Genomic DNA, 21,313 nt, shown 5'->3' with positions numbered 1-21,313 from the left:
TTTTCTAAGGGAGTTTGAATTATGAGAAAAATATTATCAATTTCGTTGCTTTTGTTAGCAAGCATTTTTACAAATTCGTTCGGGCAATTGAACGTACAGTTGGCTATTTCTCCCAATCCCTCGCCCTATCTGTCGGATTGGCAGGAGAGACGGGAAACGGCAACTATGATAATAACAAACTCATCTTCAGACCAATTTTTTGTAAAGTTGCATACTCGGATATATCAAGGCGGGTTCTCGGATGGTGAAATTCAAGCCCAGACGATTACCGAGAGAATGCCTGTTATGTTTATTGAGCCGGGTGTTACTGTGTTAGATGCCACAGAAATGATTCCATACGAATCAATGGAATTTTACGGACACGTAAATGAAGTTGTAATTCGAACCGGAAAATTACCTGCAAATAATTATACGATTTGTGTCCAACTTTTGGATGCTGAATTGAACGAGCCGCTGACGCAAGACCAATGTCGGCAGTTTTTCATCACTGATTACCAAGGTCCAACTTTGCTTTTGCCTGAAAATCTAAGCGAATTGAAGCCGGAATCAGTGAGCAATATAATTTTCCGATGGACTCCTGTTGTTCCGCAGCCTTTCGAGCCGGTTACTTATACTGTGGCAGTATTTGAAGTATTGCCCGGACAATCGCCCGATATGGCATTTCAGGCAAATTTCCCGATTCTGACCAAAGAGGCAATGAACACAAATTTTACTCTTTGGACTCCGGATTTCGATTATCCGCAACCGGGAATGCAGTATATTTGGAGCGTTCGGGCAATTGATTCGCGTGGTAACCCTTTGGGGCAAAATGACGGTTGGGCAGAGCCATTCATATTCAATGTAACGGAGCGTAGCAGCGGATTTGGCAGAGATTGTTCGTGCGAAGACATAAAGAAAACAATTGAAACTCGAGATTGCAAATCATGCTATTCGATTGAAGTGGAAGGATTGCTGATTGATATTAATTGTGGTGTCCCGATTTACCTATCTGAGGTAAATTCTTTTGTAACAGCTAAAAGTGATTTCCCCGTTGAGTGTGGTGAGCACAGTTGGCTGCTAACGGGTACAGTATTCCAACCCAATCCTGATTATTTGACGACCGATGCAAATGCTTCAAAATATATTACAAAACAAATTGAAATTCCGCTCTCGAATTCAAATATTGCAAACTTTGAGAGTTTTGGTTGGGGTAAATTCGAGCTAATTCATTCGATTAATGGTCTGACTGTTTCAAGATTTTCATTTTTCTCGGACGAACCACCAAGCGATGACGATTCATTACCAATTACCAAAGGCGGTCATTCAATTAAAATTGTCAGCCCGCAAGATGCTTGTGTCGGTTCTGTCATAAGTGAAATGGTTGATGGTATGGTAACTATAACTTGGGAATCAATTGGAGAATTCATAGATTTCGAAGTGGTGATTTTGGAAAATCCCTGCGGTAGGTATCGTTACCCTGTACCAAGTAAAGTGCCCCCCGTGAAAGTGCCTGCTATGTCGCGAGTGCCATACGAGGGTGAAGGCGGTGGCGACGGTGGCGGTGAAGGTGGCGACGGTGTAATACGTGAAGTACACAAAGAAAAAGTTACAGGTCGCGAGACACGTTCAGATTGGAGTACGACAAATTCTGTAGTTGTACCGTTGGCTGAGGTACTTGGCGAAGGTGACGCATTTATCGTCCAGATTGAAGGCAACGCAACATCAGCAGATGGCGAAGTTTTTTTAGTTTTATCCGAACCGATTTGCTCCAGATATCGCCCGCTTGATTCTGATGGAAATCCCGTCGAGACTACACCCTGCTTTCCGCCTCATCGCCCCGAAAATGCCTGTTTGCCCAATGTTAAACCCTTACCCGGTAGCGAAATTTCACTTGGCGTCTATGTTGAGAACATTGATTTATTCGAATATCCGCGTGCTGTGGCTATGACTGCCGATGCTGTGGATTGGGACATAGTAGAAGTACGCTGCAATCCTAACGAAGATTGCCCCGAAACGCAGAGTATGGAACAATTTGCCGTTCGCGATTTAATAAGTCCAAATCAATATAAATGGGAACTCATCGGCAAAGGGTCTCTCAATGACCCATTCGATGTCGGCAATATCGCTCAACTTACAAATGATATCAATGATATTAACAAAAGAATCGCTGAATTGGAAGAGAGAATTGATTCGCTTAATCAAGCAAAGGATTCGAGATTAAGTACTCTTAAAATTCAGCAGGATATGGCAAAAGGACAAGTAGGGAAAACAGACACCACTATAATGATGCTGAGAGATTCATTGATAACTATTACTCAAACTTTGACTGCAAAATGGGACAGTTTGACAACCATCATAAACGAGCGGATTGCCTTGAGTGATAGGATTATTTCCAAGCGTGATTCAGTTGACGGTGTGATTTTAGATTCCATTTCATATTATGATGAACTGCTGTTAAACAAACCAAGCAGCTACGAACTCGGATTGTACGATAAAATAGCAGACGCTCGAGATGAAGTTGATGATGCGAATAAAGATTTGAGGCAATCTCAGACAGACCTCGCCGACGAAGCAAAGCGATTGCAGGACGAAATTATTCGTGCATCTGATGCCGTCAAAGCACAACAAGATGTCGTTAATAATATCAACAATCTGATTGAAGGAAATCAGCAAAGAGTCATATTTTTCGAGCGGCAGGCTTATAAATTATTCGGTTCATTCGCTACTGTTGCTCGGAGTTACATGCGTGAACGCGACCAATATCGCCGTTCAATGAGCAATTTCATAATTCAAAATTTTGATTATGGTAGCGATATTCACGATACACTCACGAATATTTTTCAATTTGCTGATATGATAGCCGAAGACCTTATTGGCTCGACAAATCAGCAATATCGAATGACTCGACTCGCTCTTTTCGATTCTCTCAATGTATCATTTGGCAACTTAGCCAATGATAGTTGCAGCGCTAAATCTGATTCATTGCGTCGTGCTTTGTGCTCCTCATCACTTACATTTGTAGGGAGTTCATACACACTCTATCGCCAAGCACTAAATTCTTCGATTGTTCAGAATTTTGTTGTGGACACATCTGCTATTGACAGTATTAAAAAATTTAGAAATGCGATTCTAACGTACGAACCAATGCTACAAGCTGCCAAACTACAATTGCAACAAACTTATGATGCTTATAATCAAGCATTGGAAAATGATTCGACAACTATAGCACAAATTGTAGAAGCCCAAAAAGCGCTCAAGGACTCGATTACCGCTCGAGAACAACGCTTGGCAAAGGTGGAAACCGAATTACGTGATACTGTAAGCAACCGAGAAGAGAAATTCACCAATAATCGCGTCGAATTCGTTGACCGAAAAGCCTTCCATGAGGAATTTCGTCAAATGACAATTATTGATATATCACGGCTCAGCGATACTGTTCAAGTGAAAATATCGGATTCTACTGTTTGCATTACCGAGATAATCAAAATCCAAAGTGATAGCACAATTATCGAACGCGATATTAAAATCCAAGAAGATTTACTCAAATCGCTTCAAGATATTCTTGCACTCGATTCGAATGACATCAAGAAAGAAATTGATGACATGATAAGCAAACTCGAAGATGAAATCAAAGCATTAGAAGACAAGCTGAAGGCAATGAAGGACAGCTTGAATGTAAGTTTCGCAGGCACAAAAACCGCAACCGGTCCCAAAGTTTATTATATACCGCCGCCCTTGGAAGATATAATGAAAGATAAAACAAGATTTGAACACTTAAAAGATTCAGTTGCTAAAGCCGAAGCCGACTTACTTTTGGCAAAATCCAAAAAGGAAGCAGGGCAAAAACAATTGGCGAGAATGTTGGAAAGAATCGGGCGCTCACTAATTCAATACGTTAATGCTGAGGAAAAAATCAGCGAATTGGAAGATGCGAAAAAAGATGCCCAAGACAAACTAGGCGAAGATAGCGAAGAAAGCAAAGATTATGGTGATAGATTAGACGGAATCCGCCAAACTGCCGAATCTGCCAAGAATACTTCCGAGCAAAAACTCAATGATTTAGACCCCGACAAGATTAAAAGCGAGCTTGTTGATATAAATCAGGACATCGTGGTCAAGAAAGTTGACGTTGCCGACGCACTCAATGATTTCAATGATTCCTACCTTGATTTAATTGACAAGTCCTCCAATCTCGGTCAGTATCGACAACAATTGCAAGCTTTGACAAAACAATATGAGTCAACGCTCGACCGTGCAAATGAATTAAAAACAGCACTCACACAATCGCAAAATGAAGTTGCTCGTATCAGAGCTTTGAATGATTATGCAAGGGCTCAATGGGCGAATGCTGATTTGGATAGAAATGAACAAGCATATAAGAATCAACAAGACAAGATTCAGCTTTTAGTAACGGCAATTCAATTATTGCTCCAAAATCATAACAGCACGACAAATCAACAATCTGACGCCGAAGATGAATTCATGGAAAAAATCGGTAAAGTAGCCGAGAAAATGCAAGAATTGAGTAAATTATTTGATAATTATTTCGAGAAATGGAATGAATATCAAGCAGAAAAGCTGCAAGTGGCGCATTGGAAAGTAACGAAAGTCAAAGCCGAAGACCTCGAAGGGAAAGTAGATGATGCCGAAACCAAACTCAATCAGATGAAGAAAACTGATAGCCTTGGTAAACAATTCGACTTGACAAAAGTTGATGATGAACTGAGGAAATATCAAGATGCAAAATCTAATGCAGATTCGGCGATTGCAGAAATTGTCAGAAAAGGGAAGGATTTGCTCGATTCATTGGATAAGAAAATCGAAGAAGCCGAAGACAAGCTTGCGGAAAAAAAGGAAGATTTGCGTAGATTTTTATTAAATGAATTTAACACCGTTGACCTCGTAGTTCAGCTCAAAGTAACTGTAGATGATGATGTTATTGACGGATATCGCTATGACGACAGCCAAAAAATCAAATCAAAAGAACTTAGATATATGTCTAAGCGTGTGCCACACTTCGACAGTGAACGCCCGAATGTAGAGGAACCCAAGTTAGACAAAAAGCCAGGCGAATGCTTAGTGAAATATGAATTCGAGAAAGACCCTCCAATCGCTGCTTCTGACCCGAGCTTCAACCAAAAGGAACCGCGAACCATTGCACTTGTTTACAAAAATGGCGAGCCGCTTTGGCCCGAATGGCCCGTAATCGAAAACTCCGCTCCAACGCTGTCTAAAGATATTGTGATTATGGCAGGAAATGCTCAAGATACTGATGATTTCTCTATTACCTGCCGCACCGATTGCGAAACGAAACCCATCAAGAATGGAATTGTTGAATTGCCACAATACACCTGGAGAGGCGATGGAACATATTATCAAATTAACACGGCAAATTTAGAGCAACAAATCCTTGCTTATTGGGAGCCTCCTGATGTACCTCAACCATATTGCGAAAAGGATTTTGAGGTTGTCAATGACTTCCGGGCTGCTCGTAAGGGACCCGATGATGATGTCTTGGACAAAAAGACAAAACCACTCATCGTACCCGGTGTATTGATTGAAGTACCCGAAAAGTTGATTGGGTGGTCTGAAAAGAAAGATTCAATCAAGGCAAGAATCGTCAAAGGTGACCACACCGGGCTTGCGGGAGAAAAAATCGAATATTCAGTCACTTTGCTCGAGGGTCGTGCCGAAGATTACGGATTTCCTTCAGATACGGTCAAAGTCGTTACAACGGATGGTGACGGATACGCACCTGTAGAATTCAACTTCGGAAAAGGATTTGCAAAATTTGAAATCAAAGTAAAATGGTTCCGACAAGATACTTGTGAAAGCAAAACTATTGAAGTGGAATCACCACTCAAGATTCAAATGCTACGATTTGCATCGGGATTGAGCAAAGAGGCTTTAGATGGTGCCATGGAAATATGGGATGGTGCATCGGTGCAAGATATTGCCGCTACAATGAGCACTGATGATGAAAAGAGAATTTATGGCATTGCAGGTTTGTTCGATAATTATCCTAATTTTATCAACGAAGAGTATATAAATTACGAACTTGATGACCCGAAACTTGATGTTGACCCTGATTCTGTCGAAACTTCCTTATTCGGAATTGCCGTCACATACATTGATGGCGATGTCCCGGAAAATGCAAAATTAAAACTGACTGCACGTTGCGAAGAAGTTTTCAAACCCATCGCAGACCCATATGAAGATTCGATGGAGCTAAATACCACAAAAGAAGACAGATTCAAAATCGGCATTGATAAATCAATTTTTACTGTTGTGATGGACGAACCATTCACAGTTGGCGAATTGATTAGCGGTACGGGCAAACTTGAAATCGCTCCGGGCGGGCTTAATCCGGCATTTTTGACTCAACTTTTGAATATTGTATTAGTCGCAGACGAAGTCTTTGTCGAAAATGAAGGGCAAGACATTGTAGCTCAATCCGGCAGAGTAACTTGGGAAGCACCTGACGGATTATCGGCGGATTTGCCGGGCTTCACATTTACTTTAGATTCCTTGTCTTTGCGAGCTAAGCAAGCTGCTCAAATGGGTGGGAAAATTTCCAGCACAAGCGATAAATTGCCGCACCCCGTTGGATTTGACGCTGAACTATATTCTGACGGTGAATTTTTCGGCAATGTATATAATTTACCGGAAATAAATATTTCATCTTTCAGGTTAAACCAAGGAACTTCTCTCGCAATTGATTGGTCGAGCACTCGTTCTGTTGCCGGATTTAGCAATGATTTCAAGGGTATCGTAATCCGAACTGCCACTCTTGAATTCCCGAATGTATTCGCTCGGGAAAATTCGCCCGATAAAATGGCTCTAATTGTTGACAATTTTGGAATTTCAAGAGAAGGTGTTCAAGGCACAATTGCTCTAAGTGGCGAAGTCACGGGCGGATTTGCAGGATTTGAAATGACATTGGAGCAAATCGCTCTCGAATTCGAAATGGGTAAATTGAATCCGAAAACTATCACACTCGAAGGCAATCTCACTCCACCATCAAACATTGTCGATGGTACTATTGCATTCAAAATCTCGAAATCCGGCGATGATTGGATTGGCGAAATGACGACCAAGGGAGAAATTCTCGTTCCTTCCATCGGATTGACGATTGCCTTAAATGACGGCACCAAAGCGGAATGGAATACAGCCAAAGAGGAAGGTTCCTTGCTTGTCAACGGTATGTTTAAGTCCCGATTTACAGGTGAAATTGAGTTAGAAAATCTGAAAATCACTTCCGGTGGAGAGATTGACGCAGACGCAGTCCGAGTGAAAACTGATGCATCGCTTGTTATTCGCGGCTTCAATCTCAATCTCGATGAAGTGGCATTAGTTCGTGTTTCCGGCGAAGGCTCTACATCTCAGTATGCAATCGAAGTGTCCGGTGGATTCGGATTCCCAAGCATTCCGGTCCAAAAAGTAGATGGTAAAGTCATCGTAAGTCCGGGACTGAAAATAGCAGTTGAAATTTCTAATGCTGAAATATCATTCGATTATGGTCCCGTCGAATTTAGCGGCAAATTGGAATTTGGGAATAATAGTTTCAAGGGTGATTTTGATGTCGGACTTAAGCAACCCAAATTCGGGCTTAAATGCTCTTTCATAATTGGTACTCAAGAAATTGATTCACTTAATTATTACACTTATTGGTATGCAGAAATGCAACTTGCATTGGGTGCAACCGGCATCCCACTTGGCAGTACAGGACTTGCTATTACTAGGCTTGGTGGTGGAGTGGGTTGGAATTATGACCCACCGGTTGGTTCGCAAGAAGGGGCTCCGCGTAATACGGACGGATTTGCCTTCAAGGCTCTCATCGGCATCGGTACTGTGCCCGGAGGCAAATTCCTGAATAGTCTCTTCACGATGGTCTATACTCCATCTAAGTTTTCGCTCGGTGGCAAATTATGGGTGCTCGAACAAGAAGATAATATATTTGGCGAAGGTGTCTTGAATCTATATTTTAATTCTCAATCGCCAAATGCTATTGATGGTTTCGTAAAAAGCTTTGTGGGAATTCCCGACGCTGAAGGCAAAATTATTCGCTTAGACGGCAAAATTAATTACAAAATAACTCGCGGCGGCAATATTAGTATCGAGAGCGAAACGCTCAATGGCGCTATATTGGATTTGCTGAAAGCCGAAGGAACCGTTGTAATTAATAAAAATATTATTGATTTAAACGGAAGAATATTTCTCGAATTCTATAGCGATGATATTAGTCTTGCCGGAATTTTGACATTAATTGTTGATTTCAAAGCCGAAGCATCAGGTTCTTTTAAATATATGGTGCAGCAAAAGCGGCTCTTTGCAGGAGTGAGATTTGAAGGACATATTGACATCAATCTCGATACTCCTTTTGGAGTTGCCGATATATTATCTGCCCAAACTCATGTAAATATGCAATTACGTGCACAACCGGGTTCCATCGAAGCGAGTGGTTTTGCATTTTTCTCCTATAGTGCATGGATATATAGTGGCAGTGCTAAAGTAGATTTTGGTTTTACAATTTAATTATTTGGTGAAAAAATGAAAAAGTTAATTTTAATATTTCTATTTTATTCAATTGCAATTTATTCGCAAGACCCTGCGTATTTAATTTTCAGAAATGCAGGGAATGTTTATTTGAAATGGGAATATTTGCGAGATAATAATCATGAGCATTTTAATGTTTATCGTCAATATGAAAATAGTGATACATGGGAACAAATAAATCAAAAACCACTGAAATTAATTACGGATATTGACGAAATTGTTTATATTGGTGGAGAATATTACGGCTCTATTTATTTATCTTTAATGGGTGTAAAACGTGAAAAACGAAATATTACGAAATCGGATATCATCGCTTGGCAAAATAATGCAGAAGCTTATTCAATGTTGAACGCACTGTCAGTCACTCAGCCACTGATTTCCGAGCTAACAGGAACTTCTTTTCTCGATGCGCCCGAAACCGGTAAAAGAGTTCGATATAAGATTAATTCCATGAGAGCAGCTGATGAATTGCATTATATCACAAGCGAATTTATTGACCCGAAAATTGATGACATTGTACCCACTCCTGATGATATTTCAATTAATCCGCTAAATAATTCCGCAAATATTATTTGGGCACGAAATTTAGACGTATTGCAATCAGGGAGAGCTGTTAATTTTAATATCTATCGTGCCGATAATATTACCGGTCCATATTTAATTGTAAATTTTGCAGATATGTTCCAAGGAGTATTAACAGGCGAAGAAGTCGAAGTTGACACTAATTATTTTAATTTTGTGGATGCGAATCTAATTAATGGAAAAACATATTATTATTATTTAACGGGAGTTAATACTTTTGGTTTTGAAAGTCAACGTACTTCGGTTTATGAAGTAGTTCCGTCGGATAATCGTGTCCCCTTGGCTCCGGGAGACATTACAATTAATGAATTTGGCGGCAGACTTAAATTATCATGGAGAAACATATCTCGTGTCAGACCAATTGGTTACGAAATATTTAAATCAATTGGCGATACTGACAATTTCGTAAAAGTATTTCCGACTTTGGACGCTCAATATGATGCCGGAATCACAACTTGGACTGATGCTGATGTCCGAGAAGGCGAATTCTACAGTTATTATCTCGTTGCAATCGGTCAAAGCGGGGCACGTAGTGAGACATCCGATACTCTCACTTTTATCATTGATGATTATATACCGCCTTCTGCACCTGTCGGCGTTGTGGCAGTCGGGGATACAGGCGCTATCAAACTAAGTTGGGAAGCAAATACCGAACATGATTTGCTCGGCTATCAAATTGAGCGCTCATCCGATTCGAGATTTGCAACTCGATTTCTGGTAAACGAAAAGCCAATTACGGGAACTGAATTTATTGACACCGTGCGTCGCGAGTCGCAAAGCGATATTGCATATTTTGTTTATGCACTCGACAAAAGTTACAACCGTTCACTTCCATCGGAGCGAGTCATAGTGCGAGTAATTGATGTAGTACCGCCATTGACGCCCGAAATGACAAGCATTTACGAAGAGGACGATAGATATTTCGTTAACTGGACAAAATCTCCCGATAGTGACTTGAAAGCATATCGATTATATCTTTCAATCGGCGACTCGAGCAATTTCACGCTCAAAACCGAAACTAATTCTCTTACATTTTCCGACCGAATCAGCGAACGCAAAGAGCATTATTTCAAAGTTTCCGCAGTTGATTTGTCCGGAAATGAATCCCCGTTTTCACGCACAAGACGGCTCGAAATTGAGGATGAAGCTCCACGACCACCGGATTCGGTTCAAGTAATTCAAGAAGAAAAATATGTCAATATCGAATGGAAAGCGCCCGCAGACGAGCGTGTAGTAGGCTTCTTCATTCAGCGAAATTATGCCGAAGAAGGCAGTCCGATGGTTGATTTGGCTGTCTTAAAAGCTGATAAGAGCAGATTCATGGATTGGGATATTGATATTACTCGCGAATGTACATATTATATCTATTCTCGCGACGAAAAATGGCGTTTGAGCAATCCGGTAGTGATAAATTACGTCCCCAAAGCAAAATAATTCACAATAAATTGCTGTTATATGGGAAATCTTTCATATATTGTGATTTGAATAACAATATTATTTGAAAAATAAAATTGAGAATGTAAATGATAGTAAATGAATTGATTGCTCCTAAGAGCATAGTGATAATTGGGGCTTCGAACGATGTTGAAAAGCCGGGTGGTAAGATACTGAAAAATATTATTGATGGCGGCTTCCGAGGGAAATTATCCGCTGTCAATCCAAAAGAGGAAATCGTGCAGGGTGTGCGGTGCTTCAAGGATGTCGCTGAAATTGACAATGTCGAATTGGCGATTTTGGCTATTCCGGCTAAATTTTGCCTCCCAACTATAGAAATCCTTGCCAAATCTAAAGGTACGAAGGCTTTCATAATTTTGTCAGCCGGATTTAGCGAATTTGGCGAATCGGGCAAAAAGCTCGAACAACAAATCGTCAAAGTGGTGGAAAGCGTTGGTGGAACTCTAATCGGACCGAATTGCATCGGTGTGATGACTCCTCATTACAAGGGCGTTTTTGCAGGATTAGTGCCCCAACTCAGCAACAGAGGTTGCGATTTGGTTTCAGCTTCGGGGGCTACAATCGCTTTCATACTCGAAATGGCAGTGCCACGCGGATTGATGTTCAACAGCATCTTATCTGTCGGCAATAGCGCCCAAATCGGTGTTGAGGAAATTCTCCAGTATTGGGACGAAACATACGACGAAAAAACAAGCGCCAAAGTGAAGTTATTCTACCTTGAGCAAATCAAAAAGCCCGAAAAACTTCTCAAACATTGCCGCTCCTTGATTATGAAGGGTTGCAGGATTGCAGCAATCAAAGCCGGAACGACAGAAGCCGGTTCCCGTGCCGTTTCATCGCATACAGGTGCTTTGGCAGGTTCTGATGCAGCGGTTGATGCACTGTTCCGTAAAGCCGGAGTGGTGCGATGTTTCTCGCGTCAAGAGCTTTTCTATGTAGGCGGAGTTTTGCTTCACAAGCAATTGGAAGGTCCCAACATTGCCGTTATTACCCATGCAGGAGGCTCCGGAGTGATGCTGACTGACTCTTTAGCTAAAGGTGGCTTGAACATCCCCAAGATTGAAGGTCCGGCAGCAGATGAACTTTTAGCCCAACTTTATCATGGCTCGTCGGTTTCAAATCCGATTGACTTCCTCGCTACCGGAACAGCCGACCAACTCGGCACTATTCTGGAATACGTGGATAGGGAATTTGATAATATTGACGGCTCAGTTGTCATCTTCGGCACAACCGGAATGTTCGACGTGACGGGTGTTTACGATGTTCTTCACGAAAAAATGAAATGGTGCAAAAAGCCGATTTACCCCTGTTTGCCATCAGTTGTCCAAGCCGAAAAAGCGGTCAAGCACTTTTTGTCGCTCGGCAGAGTTGATTTTACTGACGAAGTCGCTATCGGCAACGCACTCACCAAAGTTTATCACACGCCTAAACCCGCGAAAGAATTCGATTTGCCGACAATTGACGTCGCGACTATTCGCCAAATTATCGAATCCAGCGATTCCGGTTACCTAAGCCCCGATAAAATCCAAACCTTGCTTGACGCATCGGGGATTCCGCGCGTACCGGAAAAGCTGGCAAATACTGCCGAGTTAGCCGTGCAATACGCCGAAGAATTGGGCTATCCAATCGTGATGAAAGTTGTAGGACCTGTGCACAAGACTGACGTCGGCGGAGTTGTGCTCAATATCCGTCACCCCGACATCATCCGCAAAGAATTTGATAGAATGATTGAAATAAAAGATTGCACAAGCGTCTTGCTCCAACCGATGTTCAACGGCACCGAGCTATTCGTAGGGGCAATGAAAGAACCCGACTTCGGGCATATCATTTTGCTTGGTCTCGGCGGAATATTCATCGAAGTGCTGAAAGATGTCGCTTCGGGCTTGGCTCCAATCAGCAAAGAGGAAGCGCTGAAAATGATGAGCGAACTGAAATCATACAAACTAATTGAAGGTGTGCGCAAGCGAGAAGGTGTAAACAAGGAAATTTGGGCTGATATTATTGAGCGGCTCAGTGCTTTGCTCGCAGCCGCACCCGAAATCGTCGAGCTCGATTTGAACCCGCTATTAGGCAAATCCGACTCTGTAATCGCCGTTGACGGCAGAATCAGAATAGAACGGGAGTAAGGGGTAGAGGTTTAGTCATTCTGAACGAAGTGAAGAATCAAGTTTTAAAAAATACATGGATTGGAGAATAACATAAGTTGGTCAATCTGAGCCGCAGGTGAAGAATCAAGTTTTAAAATACATGGATTCTTCACTTCGTTCAGAATGACGGTAAGACATCATTTTGTGGTCATTCTGAGCCGCAGGTGAAGAATCAAGTTTTCAAGAATACATGGATTGGAGAATAACATAATTTGGTCATTCTGAGCCGCAGATGAAGAATCAAGTTTTAAAAATACATCGATTCTTCACTTCGTTCAAAATGACGGGAGAACTGAAGAGGTGTAATTATGAAAAAGGGATATGTTTATATCATGGCGTCTAAAAGAAATGGAACCTTATATACAGGTGTCACGTCTGATTTATTTAAAAGAGTCTATGAACATAAGAACAACTTGATTGATGGGTTTACAAAAAAATATTCAGTTCATAATCTTGTTTACTTTGAAGATTGCGGAAATATTGTAAGTGCAATTGAAAGAGAAAAGCAAATTAAAGGTTTTTTAAGAGCTAAAAAAATAACACTTATAGAATCAATTAATCCTGAATGGTATGATTTAAGTGAAGAGTGGTTTCTGGATTCTTCACTTCGTTCAGAATGACGGGAGTACATCATCAGTTGGTCAATCTGAGACGAAGTCGAAGAATCAAGTTTTCATGAATACATGAATTCTTCACTTCGTTCAGAATGACAAATACTAATAACCTACTTAATCACATCCAGCTCTTTTAACTTCAACTTTATTGTTTCAGATACGCTTTTTGGAGTATATTTCTTTGCAAATAAATCATCAAACATCAACAATACTTCCTTATCTTGGTATCTGATAATGATTGCAGGGCTCTTTGATATTTCAGTATCTCTAAATTTAATATTAGACATGAAGTTGCGGGGCGAAGATTCAACAAAGAGGATTTCATTATATTTTAATTTTTTCTTAAGCTCAAAAGCAGCGACCTGAGCACTTTTCTTTATCTTCACTGATTTTGTTATGACTATTGTTTTTAGCTTTTCTTTCCATAAGTATGATGACTTTTCGATAATGTCCAAACAATCACTGCAATAAGGTGAATTTAGTACAATAACAAGGCTATTTTCAAAGAAGGCTTCGTCAACTTCTTTCAAATCTGATGTGAATAGAGCCTGAAAACCCAATATTAATAATAAAAATTTCAATTCGACTTCCGTAAAACCAGTTTGTAAAATCCATCTGAGCCATAGTCAAAGTTATAAATCATGTTAGAGTGATTTTTATGTTGCAAAATATAGCTATTATGCATCTTGTCCTCGGATAAAGAAATATCTGATGACTCTAAGAACCAATGATTGTCTTTCTTAGCCCAAATGTCATATTTTAAATTGTAAAGTGAATGAGAACTATCTAAAAATAAATCATCATTATCCGAATAACAAACAAGTAAGTGATTTGCATCAAGAAAATTCACTCTATGAATCAAATTTCTTGTAGCGGTGTCGGATTGCAAGAAATCAATCACTGCCATTGGGTGCTTGCCATCAAATTTTTCAAGTTCATAAGTATTTGCTTTCCAATTATCGAATTTTCGGGTCAAAGTATCTAGGGTTTGAAAATTTTTATCTTTAATATAGATGCTGTAGTTGGTAATATCAGTCACGGCATATGACCCTTGAAAATAATCAATTACATTTCTCGGTTGAAATAAGGTCCAATAAAAGCCTTTAGTATATTCAATATTTATAAAACGATGATTAGTATCAGAAAGACTGAGCTGCCAACTAAATAAATCGTCCTTATTAGAGCTTTTTGGTCTGTATGAGTCAGATAACCCGATTAAAACACCTTTATCAAGTATAAGTCTACTTGCATAGTAAAGTCTTTTCTGTTTAAAAATTTCATCCAAGTCGTAAATATTATCCAACTTCAACTCATTTGACCCATCATACACATATCTTATTACTTTTTTTGCAACGCAAAAGATCAATGTATCAGCGTCGCTACAAATATTTGTCATGAGGTATTTCTCGCAACTGTTTGTATAGAGCCAATCAACATCAATGAGAAGTTTTAAAACATCAGTTGAATCTTCGATGTTTACTAACTCGATTGAGCAATCTTGAGTTAACATTCTATCGTAATAGTACATTTTGTTGTTTATCTCAACAATATCAACCCAACTTATTCTCGATAATCCTTCTGCAGGAATTTCATACTCGGAAACATTTCCAAATAAGCTCTTCAAAAAAAATAATATTATTAATGTGTTCATAAGCTTTTATATCAAAAATTTAAAATGAAAAATGTAATACCGTCTATGTAACAATTCCATTTACAAACTAATCACAATATTTATATTATCCAAGAAAAATCGTATCTTTGTACAAATTTTTCAATATAAAAGGTGAAAAAAATGAAAAATGTTACTTTATGTGTTATTCTTCTGATGTTTGCAATGGCGAGCGTTTCGGGTGCGAGAACTTTGAAAGTGGGCGCTTCGTATGAATTTGCGAGCTTTACCCAAGCAGCAAATCAAGCTGTCCCGGGCGATACGATTTTGTTTTTCGACAGCCCGATTACACAATCGAGCTATATTTCCGACCTTCGTGGCACTGCGGATTTGCCTATCGTAATCACATCAGGGACTGGCGATTATATTTTGTTCAGCGGTGGTGGCAGTGCCTTTCAATTGTCAAATCCTGCAAATTTGCACATTTCGCGTTTGGCATTCGAAGGGCAAACCCAAAATGGTGTCAATATCGATGACGGTGGCGACTTCAGCAATCCCGCTCTCAACATCACAATTGATGATTGCAAGTGGCTCGGGATGAACGCAAGCGGCAATAATGATTGCTTGAAAATGTCGGGTGTTGTGAATTTCAGCATCACTAATTGTAGCTTTGCGAATGGCTCGGCAGGTGGGAGTATCATTGATATGGTCGGGTGCCACGATGGTATTATCGAAAATAATGTTTTTCGAAACGGTGGCTCTAATTCTATCCAAGCCAAAGGTGGAACAAAAAATATTCAAATCTCTCGCAACTTGTTCATAAATGGTGGCTTGCGAGCTTTGAATATTGGTGGAAGCACAGGAATGGAATACTTCCGTCCTCTTGATGCACCTGCCGAATCGGAGGAAATTATCGTTTTTGCGAATATATTTTTCGGTTCACAAGCTCCTTTTGCTTATGTCGGGACGCGCAATTCGAAAGTCATAAATAATACAATAATTAATCCCGAAAAATGGGTGATCAGGATTTTACGTGAAAATAATCATGCTCAGATGCAATTTGATGCAGGCAATGAATTTTCAAATAATATTGTCTATTTGTCTAATGCTGCTGCATCGCCTTCAATAAATATTGGTCCAAATACATTATCCGAATCATATTCTTTTAGAAATAATCTTTGGTACAATCATGAAAATGTTGATTGGATTTCGCCAAATGTTCCGGTTTCAGAATTAAACAGTATCCGCGGTATTGACCCACTGTTTACAAATTTAACGGATTCAAATTTAATTCCCTCGCAAAATTCTGTTATAAAAGGGGCAGCTTACGTAAATAATTACGCTAAATATGATTATTATGGCAATAAATTCGGCAATCCTCCTTCGATTGGTGCTATTGAAATTGATGTCAGCAGTATCGAAGATAATAATATTTCGCCAAATATAATAATTAGTCCAAATCCGGCTCAAAATTCAATTAATATTAATTATAATAATAATGAAAAATATTATATCGAAATAATTAATATTAACGGACAAATTGTTTTTGAAAAAAGAGAAATAATTTCCAATGAAAATATTGATATTTCACATTTGGCAAACGGAACATATTTGCTTTTAATTGAATCCGGTGGAAGAAAAATTCCCAAACTTTTTATAGTTAATCGTTAAAAAATATTTTCATTCCTGCAGAAAATTTCGTAAATTTATGATATGCTTAAAATGAAATTTAGGAAAGACTATGGGAGAAATTGAATTGACTGGCGATGTTTATTATCCGTCGCCGGAAACTATTGCCAATGCGAATTTGAAAGACAGAAGCGAATTCGACAAACGGGCAGAGCAAGATTACGAAGGCTTTTGGGCAGATTTTGCCAATGAATTGGATTGGTTCCAAAAGTGGGACAAGGTGATTGATGATTCCGAAAAGCCCTTCTACAAGTGGTTTACAGGTGGACGCACCAACATTTCGTATAATTGCTTGGATAGACACGTCAAGACTTACCGCCGTAACAAATTGGCGCTAATCTGGGAAGGCGAAGACGGCGAACACCGCACTATGTCCTATTTCAGGTTGCACAATGACGTTTGCCGATTTGCCAATCTACTAAAAAGCATGGCTGTCAAAAAAGGCGACCGCGTTACGATTTACATGGGCAGAACGCCTGAAATTATCATCGCAATGCTTGCATGTGCCCGTATCGGTGCCGTGCATTCAGTTGTTTACGGTGGTTTTTCGGTCGAATCGCTAACCGAACGAATCGAAGACAGCCAATCGCGTGTCTTAATTGTTGCCGATGGAGCCTATCAACGCGGCAAAATCGTGAAACTCAAGGATATAGCCGACGAAGCTTTGCAGAGAGCAGGCACAGTTGAGCACGTCATCGTAGTCAAACGCACAGGGCACCAAGTTTACATGGAGCCCGGCAGAGATATGTGGTACCACGAATTAATCAAATTGCCGATTGCAAATCAACCATGCGTAGTTGAGGAAACTTCGTCCGAAGACCCGCTTTTCATTTTATATACTTCAGGCACAACCGGCAAACCCAAGGCGATTTTGCACACTCATGGCGGATATATGGTCGGGACTTATGTCACGACAAAGTATTATCTCGATGTTCAGGATTCCGATAGAATCTGGTGCACAGCCGACCCTGGCTGGATTACCGGACACAGCTATATCGTTTACGGACCACTGCTCAATGGAGCGACTATTTTTATGTACGAGGGGGCGCCCTACCATCCATACCCTAATCGCTGGTGGCAAATGATCGAAAAATACGGGATTAACATACTTTATACTGCTCCAACGGCGATTCGCGGATTTATGCGTTTCGGAGATTCGTGGGCAAACCGTCACGATTTATCGTCACTTCGCATTCTTGGCTCTGTCGGCGAACCAATCAATCCCGAAGCCTGGAAATGGTACTACAGAGTTATAGGTCGCGAGCGTTGCCCCGTAATAGATACATGGTGGCAAACTGAAACCGGAATGCACATGATTTCCCCCTTCCCAACAATGCCTTTGAAGCCCGGCTCAGGTTCATTGCCATTCCCGGGAATCAAAATGGAAGTCGTTGATGAGCAAGGAAATCCGGTAAAAGCAAATGAGGAAGGATATTTGATTATCAAAACTCCGTGGCCCGCTATGGTTCGCACTATATTCAACGACCCTCAGCGGATGGTTGACCAATATTGGACTAAATATCCCGGGGCGTACATGACCGGTGACAGCGCCAAAATTGACGAAGATGGCTACATCTGGGTTATCGGCAGAGTGGATGACGTTATAAAAGTGTCCGGTTACAGGCTCGGCACCGCTGAAATCGAAAGTGCTTTCGTCAGCCATCATGCCGTGGCTGAAGCTGCCGCAATCGGTGTGCCGCACGAAATTAAAGGGAATGTGATTTATGCATATATCATTTTGAAGCAAAATCAACAGCCAAGCGATGAACTAATCGAAGATTTACGCAAGCATATTGCTCATGAGGTTGGTCCGATAGCCAAACCGCAGCATATCGAATTTGTAGATAAATTACCCAAAACTCGAAGCGGTAAAATCATGCGACGAGTGCTCAAAGCTCAAGCGATGGGAGAAGACCCGGGCAATCTTTCGACACTTGAGGAGTAGGGAGATTAAATATAATAAATAATGTGCTGCAATTTAATAATTGTAGTACATTTTTTTTATACAAGAAATTATTACAGCATTCATCATAATCTCACAAAATCTACACCTTTCATCAAGTATAAGAAATGAAACTTAACTAATCCTTAACCGTCATATAAATTAACGTCATAAATTATGATGTAACATTTTTTTGGAGGATTTATGAAATGGATTTTATTTGCATTTATAGCCGCTTTTTTCGCGGTTTCTTGTTCCGATACTTCTAACAATCCGCAAGGCAACAGGGTTGTTTTAAGTTCAGCTATGACAGAGTCCACCGTAAATTCGATGGTTAACAAGGACAATGACGCTTTTCAGAGCGCAGAATATGCAGACTCACTCGTAATAACTGACTTAAAGTTGTTGATTTCTCGAGTTAAGTTTCACGGAGGAAATACTACTTCCAACGACACTACTTTCGATGAAAGCAAAGGACTTCAATTTGTGACCGGTGCTTTTGTAGTTCGCTCGGATTCGAATAATTCAGGAGTTGTTTTCGCTGATGCCTCTTTAAAAGAAGGAACATATAACAAAATTAAGATAGAAATGCACAGACTAACGCCTGCTGACCTTGTGAATTATCTTACTAAGCCTTACTTCGAAGATTTTGTGACTTCGGACCGTAACACAATCGCTGTAAGAGGTAAGTATTACCAAAATGGCGAAGCTCACGATTTTGAATACTTTTCAACTGTTGTATTGAATTTCACATTCAATCTCAATCCGCCGATTACAATTGATGATTCGGGTGAATATAGGTATGAGTTCGCTTTCGACCCAAAGGTGATGTTTACAGAATCCAATGGTAGCATTTTCGTACCGAGTATGTTGGTTTATCGTAATAAAATTGAGAACAATATTAGAGCCAGCTTCAAATTGCATAAGAAATGATGCGATAATATATTGAAAAGAACAATCTAAAGGCTCTTTAAATAAACAAATCATGAATGCCCTACGCTTTAAAGTGTAGGGCATTTTTTGTATTAGGTCTTAACTCCTGCGTAATAATTGACTGTCATTTCGCAAATTGAATAATAAAATTCATCTAAATGCTATAATTTGCATTTAATTCGTATTTTCGTATAATGATGTAAAACCTTATGGTTAGGTAAAAAATGAAAACGATACTCTTACTATTATGCTTATTCTTTTCCTTCGATGCTATTGCCCAACAGGATAGCACCAAAATCAGCTTCAGACTCGTCCAAGACAAGGATTTGTTAATGGCAAATGAATTGAATGGAATCCAGATGCTTACAATCATTTGCAATGATACCACTATGAAAGGTAAAAGATTCTTGCTTTCTTATGATGAATACAAAGACGGCAAATTTAGCTATACTGACGATTTGGGCTTAGATTGTGTGGACAAGAAGAACACTTTCGTCGTAGGAAATGATACTATGATTTATAATATCAATTTTTGTGACCAAGTTGCATATTCGGATGTATCTAAGGAGTATTCCATCAGACTCGGCGGAAAATTGGAAAATGATACTTTCAATATGCGAATTGATTACCAAAGTTTAAATATGATGAAGGTGCTCGATGGCGACAAAAATTACATATTACGAGAATTGAACCATAAAGATGGTGGTAATCCTATTGCCATTGGCAAGCGCACTCCGATTTTCGCATATTCTCCACCGTATGATCACGGTTCAGGATGGAATAATTACTGCATTCTGAATCATGAACCACCCGAAATCTGGAGCGAGAAGTATAATTTGGAGCACTTTTATGTGTTTTATTTAGAAATCAAATAAAAAATAACCAAGAGTTAAGAATAAAATCTTTAATGCTAAGTAATTAATTTGGCAATACTAAATTTTATTTTTATATTTGCTATTATTATTTATTCATATTTAGGATTCAAGATATGCTTTCAAATACTTTCTTTAGAACTATACTTATTGCAATTACAATTGCATTATTCATCTCTTGTAGCGAAGATAAAAGCGTAAACAATGACGATGATAATAAAAACGATAACACTCAAGCACTTGCCGCAAACAACACAATGGTCATTGACGGAGAGGTTCATATTATGGATAAGATAAGCCAGTTTCATCAATCTGCTTTAGACGAAGTATGGATTTTTGTTTATGGAGATGACTACGATGATGTGATTACTATAAAATTAAGCAAAGAGATTCCGACTGCAAGCGGCACTACAAAGTTAGAATATCGTAAATCTGTACTTGCCCACGAAAGCAATGAATTCAGCATGGGAATTAAGGCTACAGACGGTACAAATGTGAATAGTTGGGTAGATGAATCAAGTATCACAGGAGTCAAAACGACGGGCAACTTATATGTCAAGCAAAACGCAAATGGCACAAGAACAGTCTTTTTCAACAACCTTACTCTTGGTGACAAGCATACTACTCCGACCATGACCAAGAAATTCAGCGGTACATTTACCTTCAGCAATACTATAGTGCCCGAACAATTAGCACAACCGACCATTTATGATTTGGTTGATGACAAGTAAATAGTCCGCAAAAAAAAACTTCAATTCTTTGCGAATTCTTAACAATAAGATTTTATGGAATTCGTAAGACTAGCTATGTTGAAAGCAAAGCAAATAAATTTTTCTTTTTCTAAAGCCAATTTCCGATTGAGCTTGTTCCGGAAAGATATTGCAAACCTTTTTGGAGGGTATATCCGCTAAGGTAGTACCTTATTTTTTGTATAT

At 39.7% G+C, this 21,313-nt stretch carries 11 protein-coding genes; 9 read left to right on the top strand and 2 right to left on the bottom strand.

Annotated features, from left to right (window positions below):
• Window positions 1–21 precede the first annotated feature (21 nt).
• From M9949_03400 to M9949_03385, 4 genes are all read left to right on the top strand, one after another.
• Window positions 22–8,514 carry a hypothetical protein gene (locus tag M9949_03400; protein ID MCO5250450.1) on the top strand — a complete coding sequence of 2,831 codons (8,493 nt, stop codon included), beginning with the start codon at window positions 22–24 and terminating at the stop codon, window positions 8,512–8,514.
• Window positions 8,515–8,529: 15 nt separating this feature from the next.
• Window positions 8,530–10,551, top strand: coding sequence for a hypothetical protein (locus tag M9949_03395; protein ID MCO5250449.1), 2,022 nt, complete (start codon window positions 8,530–8,532; stop codon window positions 10,549–10,551).
• Window positions 10,552–10,640: 89 nt separating this feature from the next.
• Window positions 10,641–12,698, top strand: a complete 2,058-nt coding sequence (locus M9949_03390) for an acetate--CoA ligase family protein (protein ID MCO5250448.1) — start codon at window positions 10,641–10,643, stop codon at window positions 12,696–12,698.
• 329 nt (window positions 12,699–13,027) lie between these two features.
• Complete coding sequence (locus M9949_03385; protein MCO5250447.1) at window positions 13,028–13,339, top strand: GIY-YIG nuclease family protein; 312 nt, start codon at window positions 13,028–13,030, stop codon at window positions 13,337–13,339.
• Between the two features lie 104 nt (window positions 13,340–13,443).
• Here the strand turns inward: M9949_03385 and M9949_03380 are convergent, their stop codons facing one another.
• Both M9949_03380 and M9949_03375 read right to left on the bottom strand, forming a co-directional pair.
• The gene (locus M9949_03380; GenBank protein ID MCO5250446.1) at window positions 13,444–13,914 is read right to left on the bottom strand and encodes a hypothetical protein; all 471 of its coding nucleotides are present in this window, start codon (window positions 13,912–13,914) and stop codon (window positions 13,444–13,446) included.
• Window positions 13,911–14,984: a hypothetical protein gene (locus tag M9949_03375; GenBank protein ID MCO5250445.1), complete on the bottom strand. Its 1,074-nt coding sequence runs from the start codon at window positions 14,982–14,984 to the stop codon at window positions 13,911–13,913. Before M9949_03375 ends, M9949_03380 begins: the two co-directional genes overlap by 4 nt.
• Before the next feature lie 141 nt (window positions 14,985–15,125).
• On the opposite strand from M9949_03375, the gene M9949_03370 reads away from it, so the two are divergent.
• The 5 genes from M9949_03370 to M9949_03350 all read left to right on the top strand — a co-directional run bounded on the left by M9949_03370 (window position 15,126) and on the right by M9949_03350 (window position 21,109).
• Complete coding sequence (locus tag M9949_03370) at window positions 15,126–16,613, top strand: T9SS type A sorting domain-containing protein (GenBank protein MCO5250444.1); 1,488 nt, start codon at window positions 15,126–15,128, stop codon at window positions 16,611–16,613.
• 70 nt (window positions 16,614–16,683) lie between these two features.
• Window positions 16,684–18,576 (top strand): acetate--CoA ligase, encoded by a 1,893-nt coding sequence (gene acs, locus M9949_03365; GenBank protein MCO5250443.1) that lies wholly within the window; start codon window positions 16,684–16,686, stop codon window positions 18,574–18,576.
• A gap of 201 nt (window positions 18,577–18,777) precedes the next feature.
• Window positions 18,778–19,506 (top strand): hypothetical protein, encoded by a 729-nt coding sequence (locus tag M9949_03360; GenBank protein MCO5250442.1) that lies wholly within the window; start codon window positions 18,778–18,780, stop codon window positions 19,504–19,506.
• A gap of 224 nt (window positions 19,507–19,730) precedes the next feature.
• The gene (locus tag M9949_03355; GenBank protein ID MCO5250441.1) at window positions 19,731–20,381 is read left to right on the top strand and encodes a hypothetical protein; all 651 of its coding nucleotides are present in this window, start codon (window positions 19,731–19,733) and stop codon (window positions 20,379–20,381) included.
• Between the two features lie 113 nt (window positions 20,382–20,494).
• The gene (locus tag M9949_03350) at window positions 20,495–21,109 is read left to right on the top strand and encodes a hypothetical protein (GenBank protein MCO5250440.1); all 615 of its coding nucleotides are present in this window, start codon (window positions 20,495–20,497) and stop codon (window positions 21,107–21,109) included.
• The last annotated feature ends 204 nt before the right edge of the window (window positions 21,110–21,313 follow it).

This window comes from Candidatus Kapaibacterium sp., assembly GCA_023957315.1.
Classification (GTDB): Bacteria; Bacteroidota; Ignavibacteria; order Kapaibacteriales; family UBA2268; genus PGYU01.
Note: the sequence above shows the minus strand (reverse complement) of the source record. Positions and strands in the feature narration are given on the sequence as shown.

What these genes read in the sequence shown, in the direction of transcription:
- M9949_03400 (MCO5250450.1), top strand. Translation starts at nt 22, where the DNA reads ATGAGAAAAATATTATCAATTTCGTTGCTTTTGTTAGCAAGCATTTTT.
- M9949_03395 (MCO5250449.1), top strand. Translation starts at nt 8,530, where the DNA reads ATGAAAAAGTTAATTTTAATATTTCTATTTTATTCAATTGCAATTTAT.
- M9949_03390 (MCO5250448.1), top strand. Translation starts at nt 10,641, where the DNA reads ATGATAGTAAATGAATTGATTGCTCCTAAGAGCATAGTGATAATTGGG.
- M9949_03385 (MCO5250447.1), top strand. Translation starts at nt 13,028, where the DNA reads ATGAAAAAGGGATATGTTTATATCATGGCGTCTAAAAGAAATGGAACC.
- M9949_03375 (MCO5250445.1), bottom strand. Translation starts at nt 14,984, where the DNA reads ATGAACACATTAATAATATTATTTTTTTTGAAGAGCTTATTTGGAAAT.
- M9949_03370 (MCO5250444.1), top strand. Translation starts at nt 15,126, where the DNA reads ATGAAAAATGTTACTTTATGTGTTATTCTTCTGATGTTTGCAATGGCG.
- acs (MCO5250443.1), top strand. Translation starts at nt 16,684, where the DNA reads ATGGGAGAAATTGAATTGACTGGCGATGTTTATTATCCGTCGCCGGAA.
- M9949_03360 (MCO5250442.1), top strand. Translation starts at nt 18,778, where the DNA reads ATGAAATGGATTTTATTTGCATTTATAGCCGCTTTTTTCGCGGTTTCT.
- M9949_03355 (MCO5250441.1), top strand. Translation starts at nt 19,731, where the DNA reads ATGAAAACGATACTCTTACTATTATGCTTATTCTTTTCCTTCGATGCT.
- M9949_03350 (MCO5250440.1), top strand. Translation starts at nt 20,495, where the DNA reads ATGCTTTCAAATACTTTCTTTAGAACTATACTTATTGCAATTACAATT.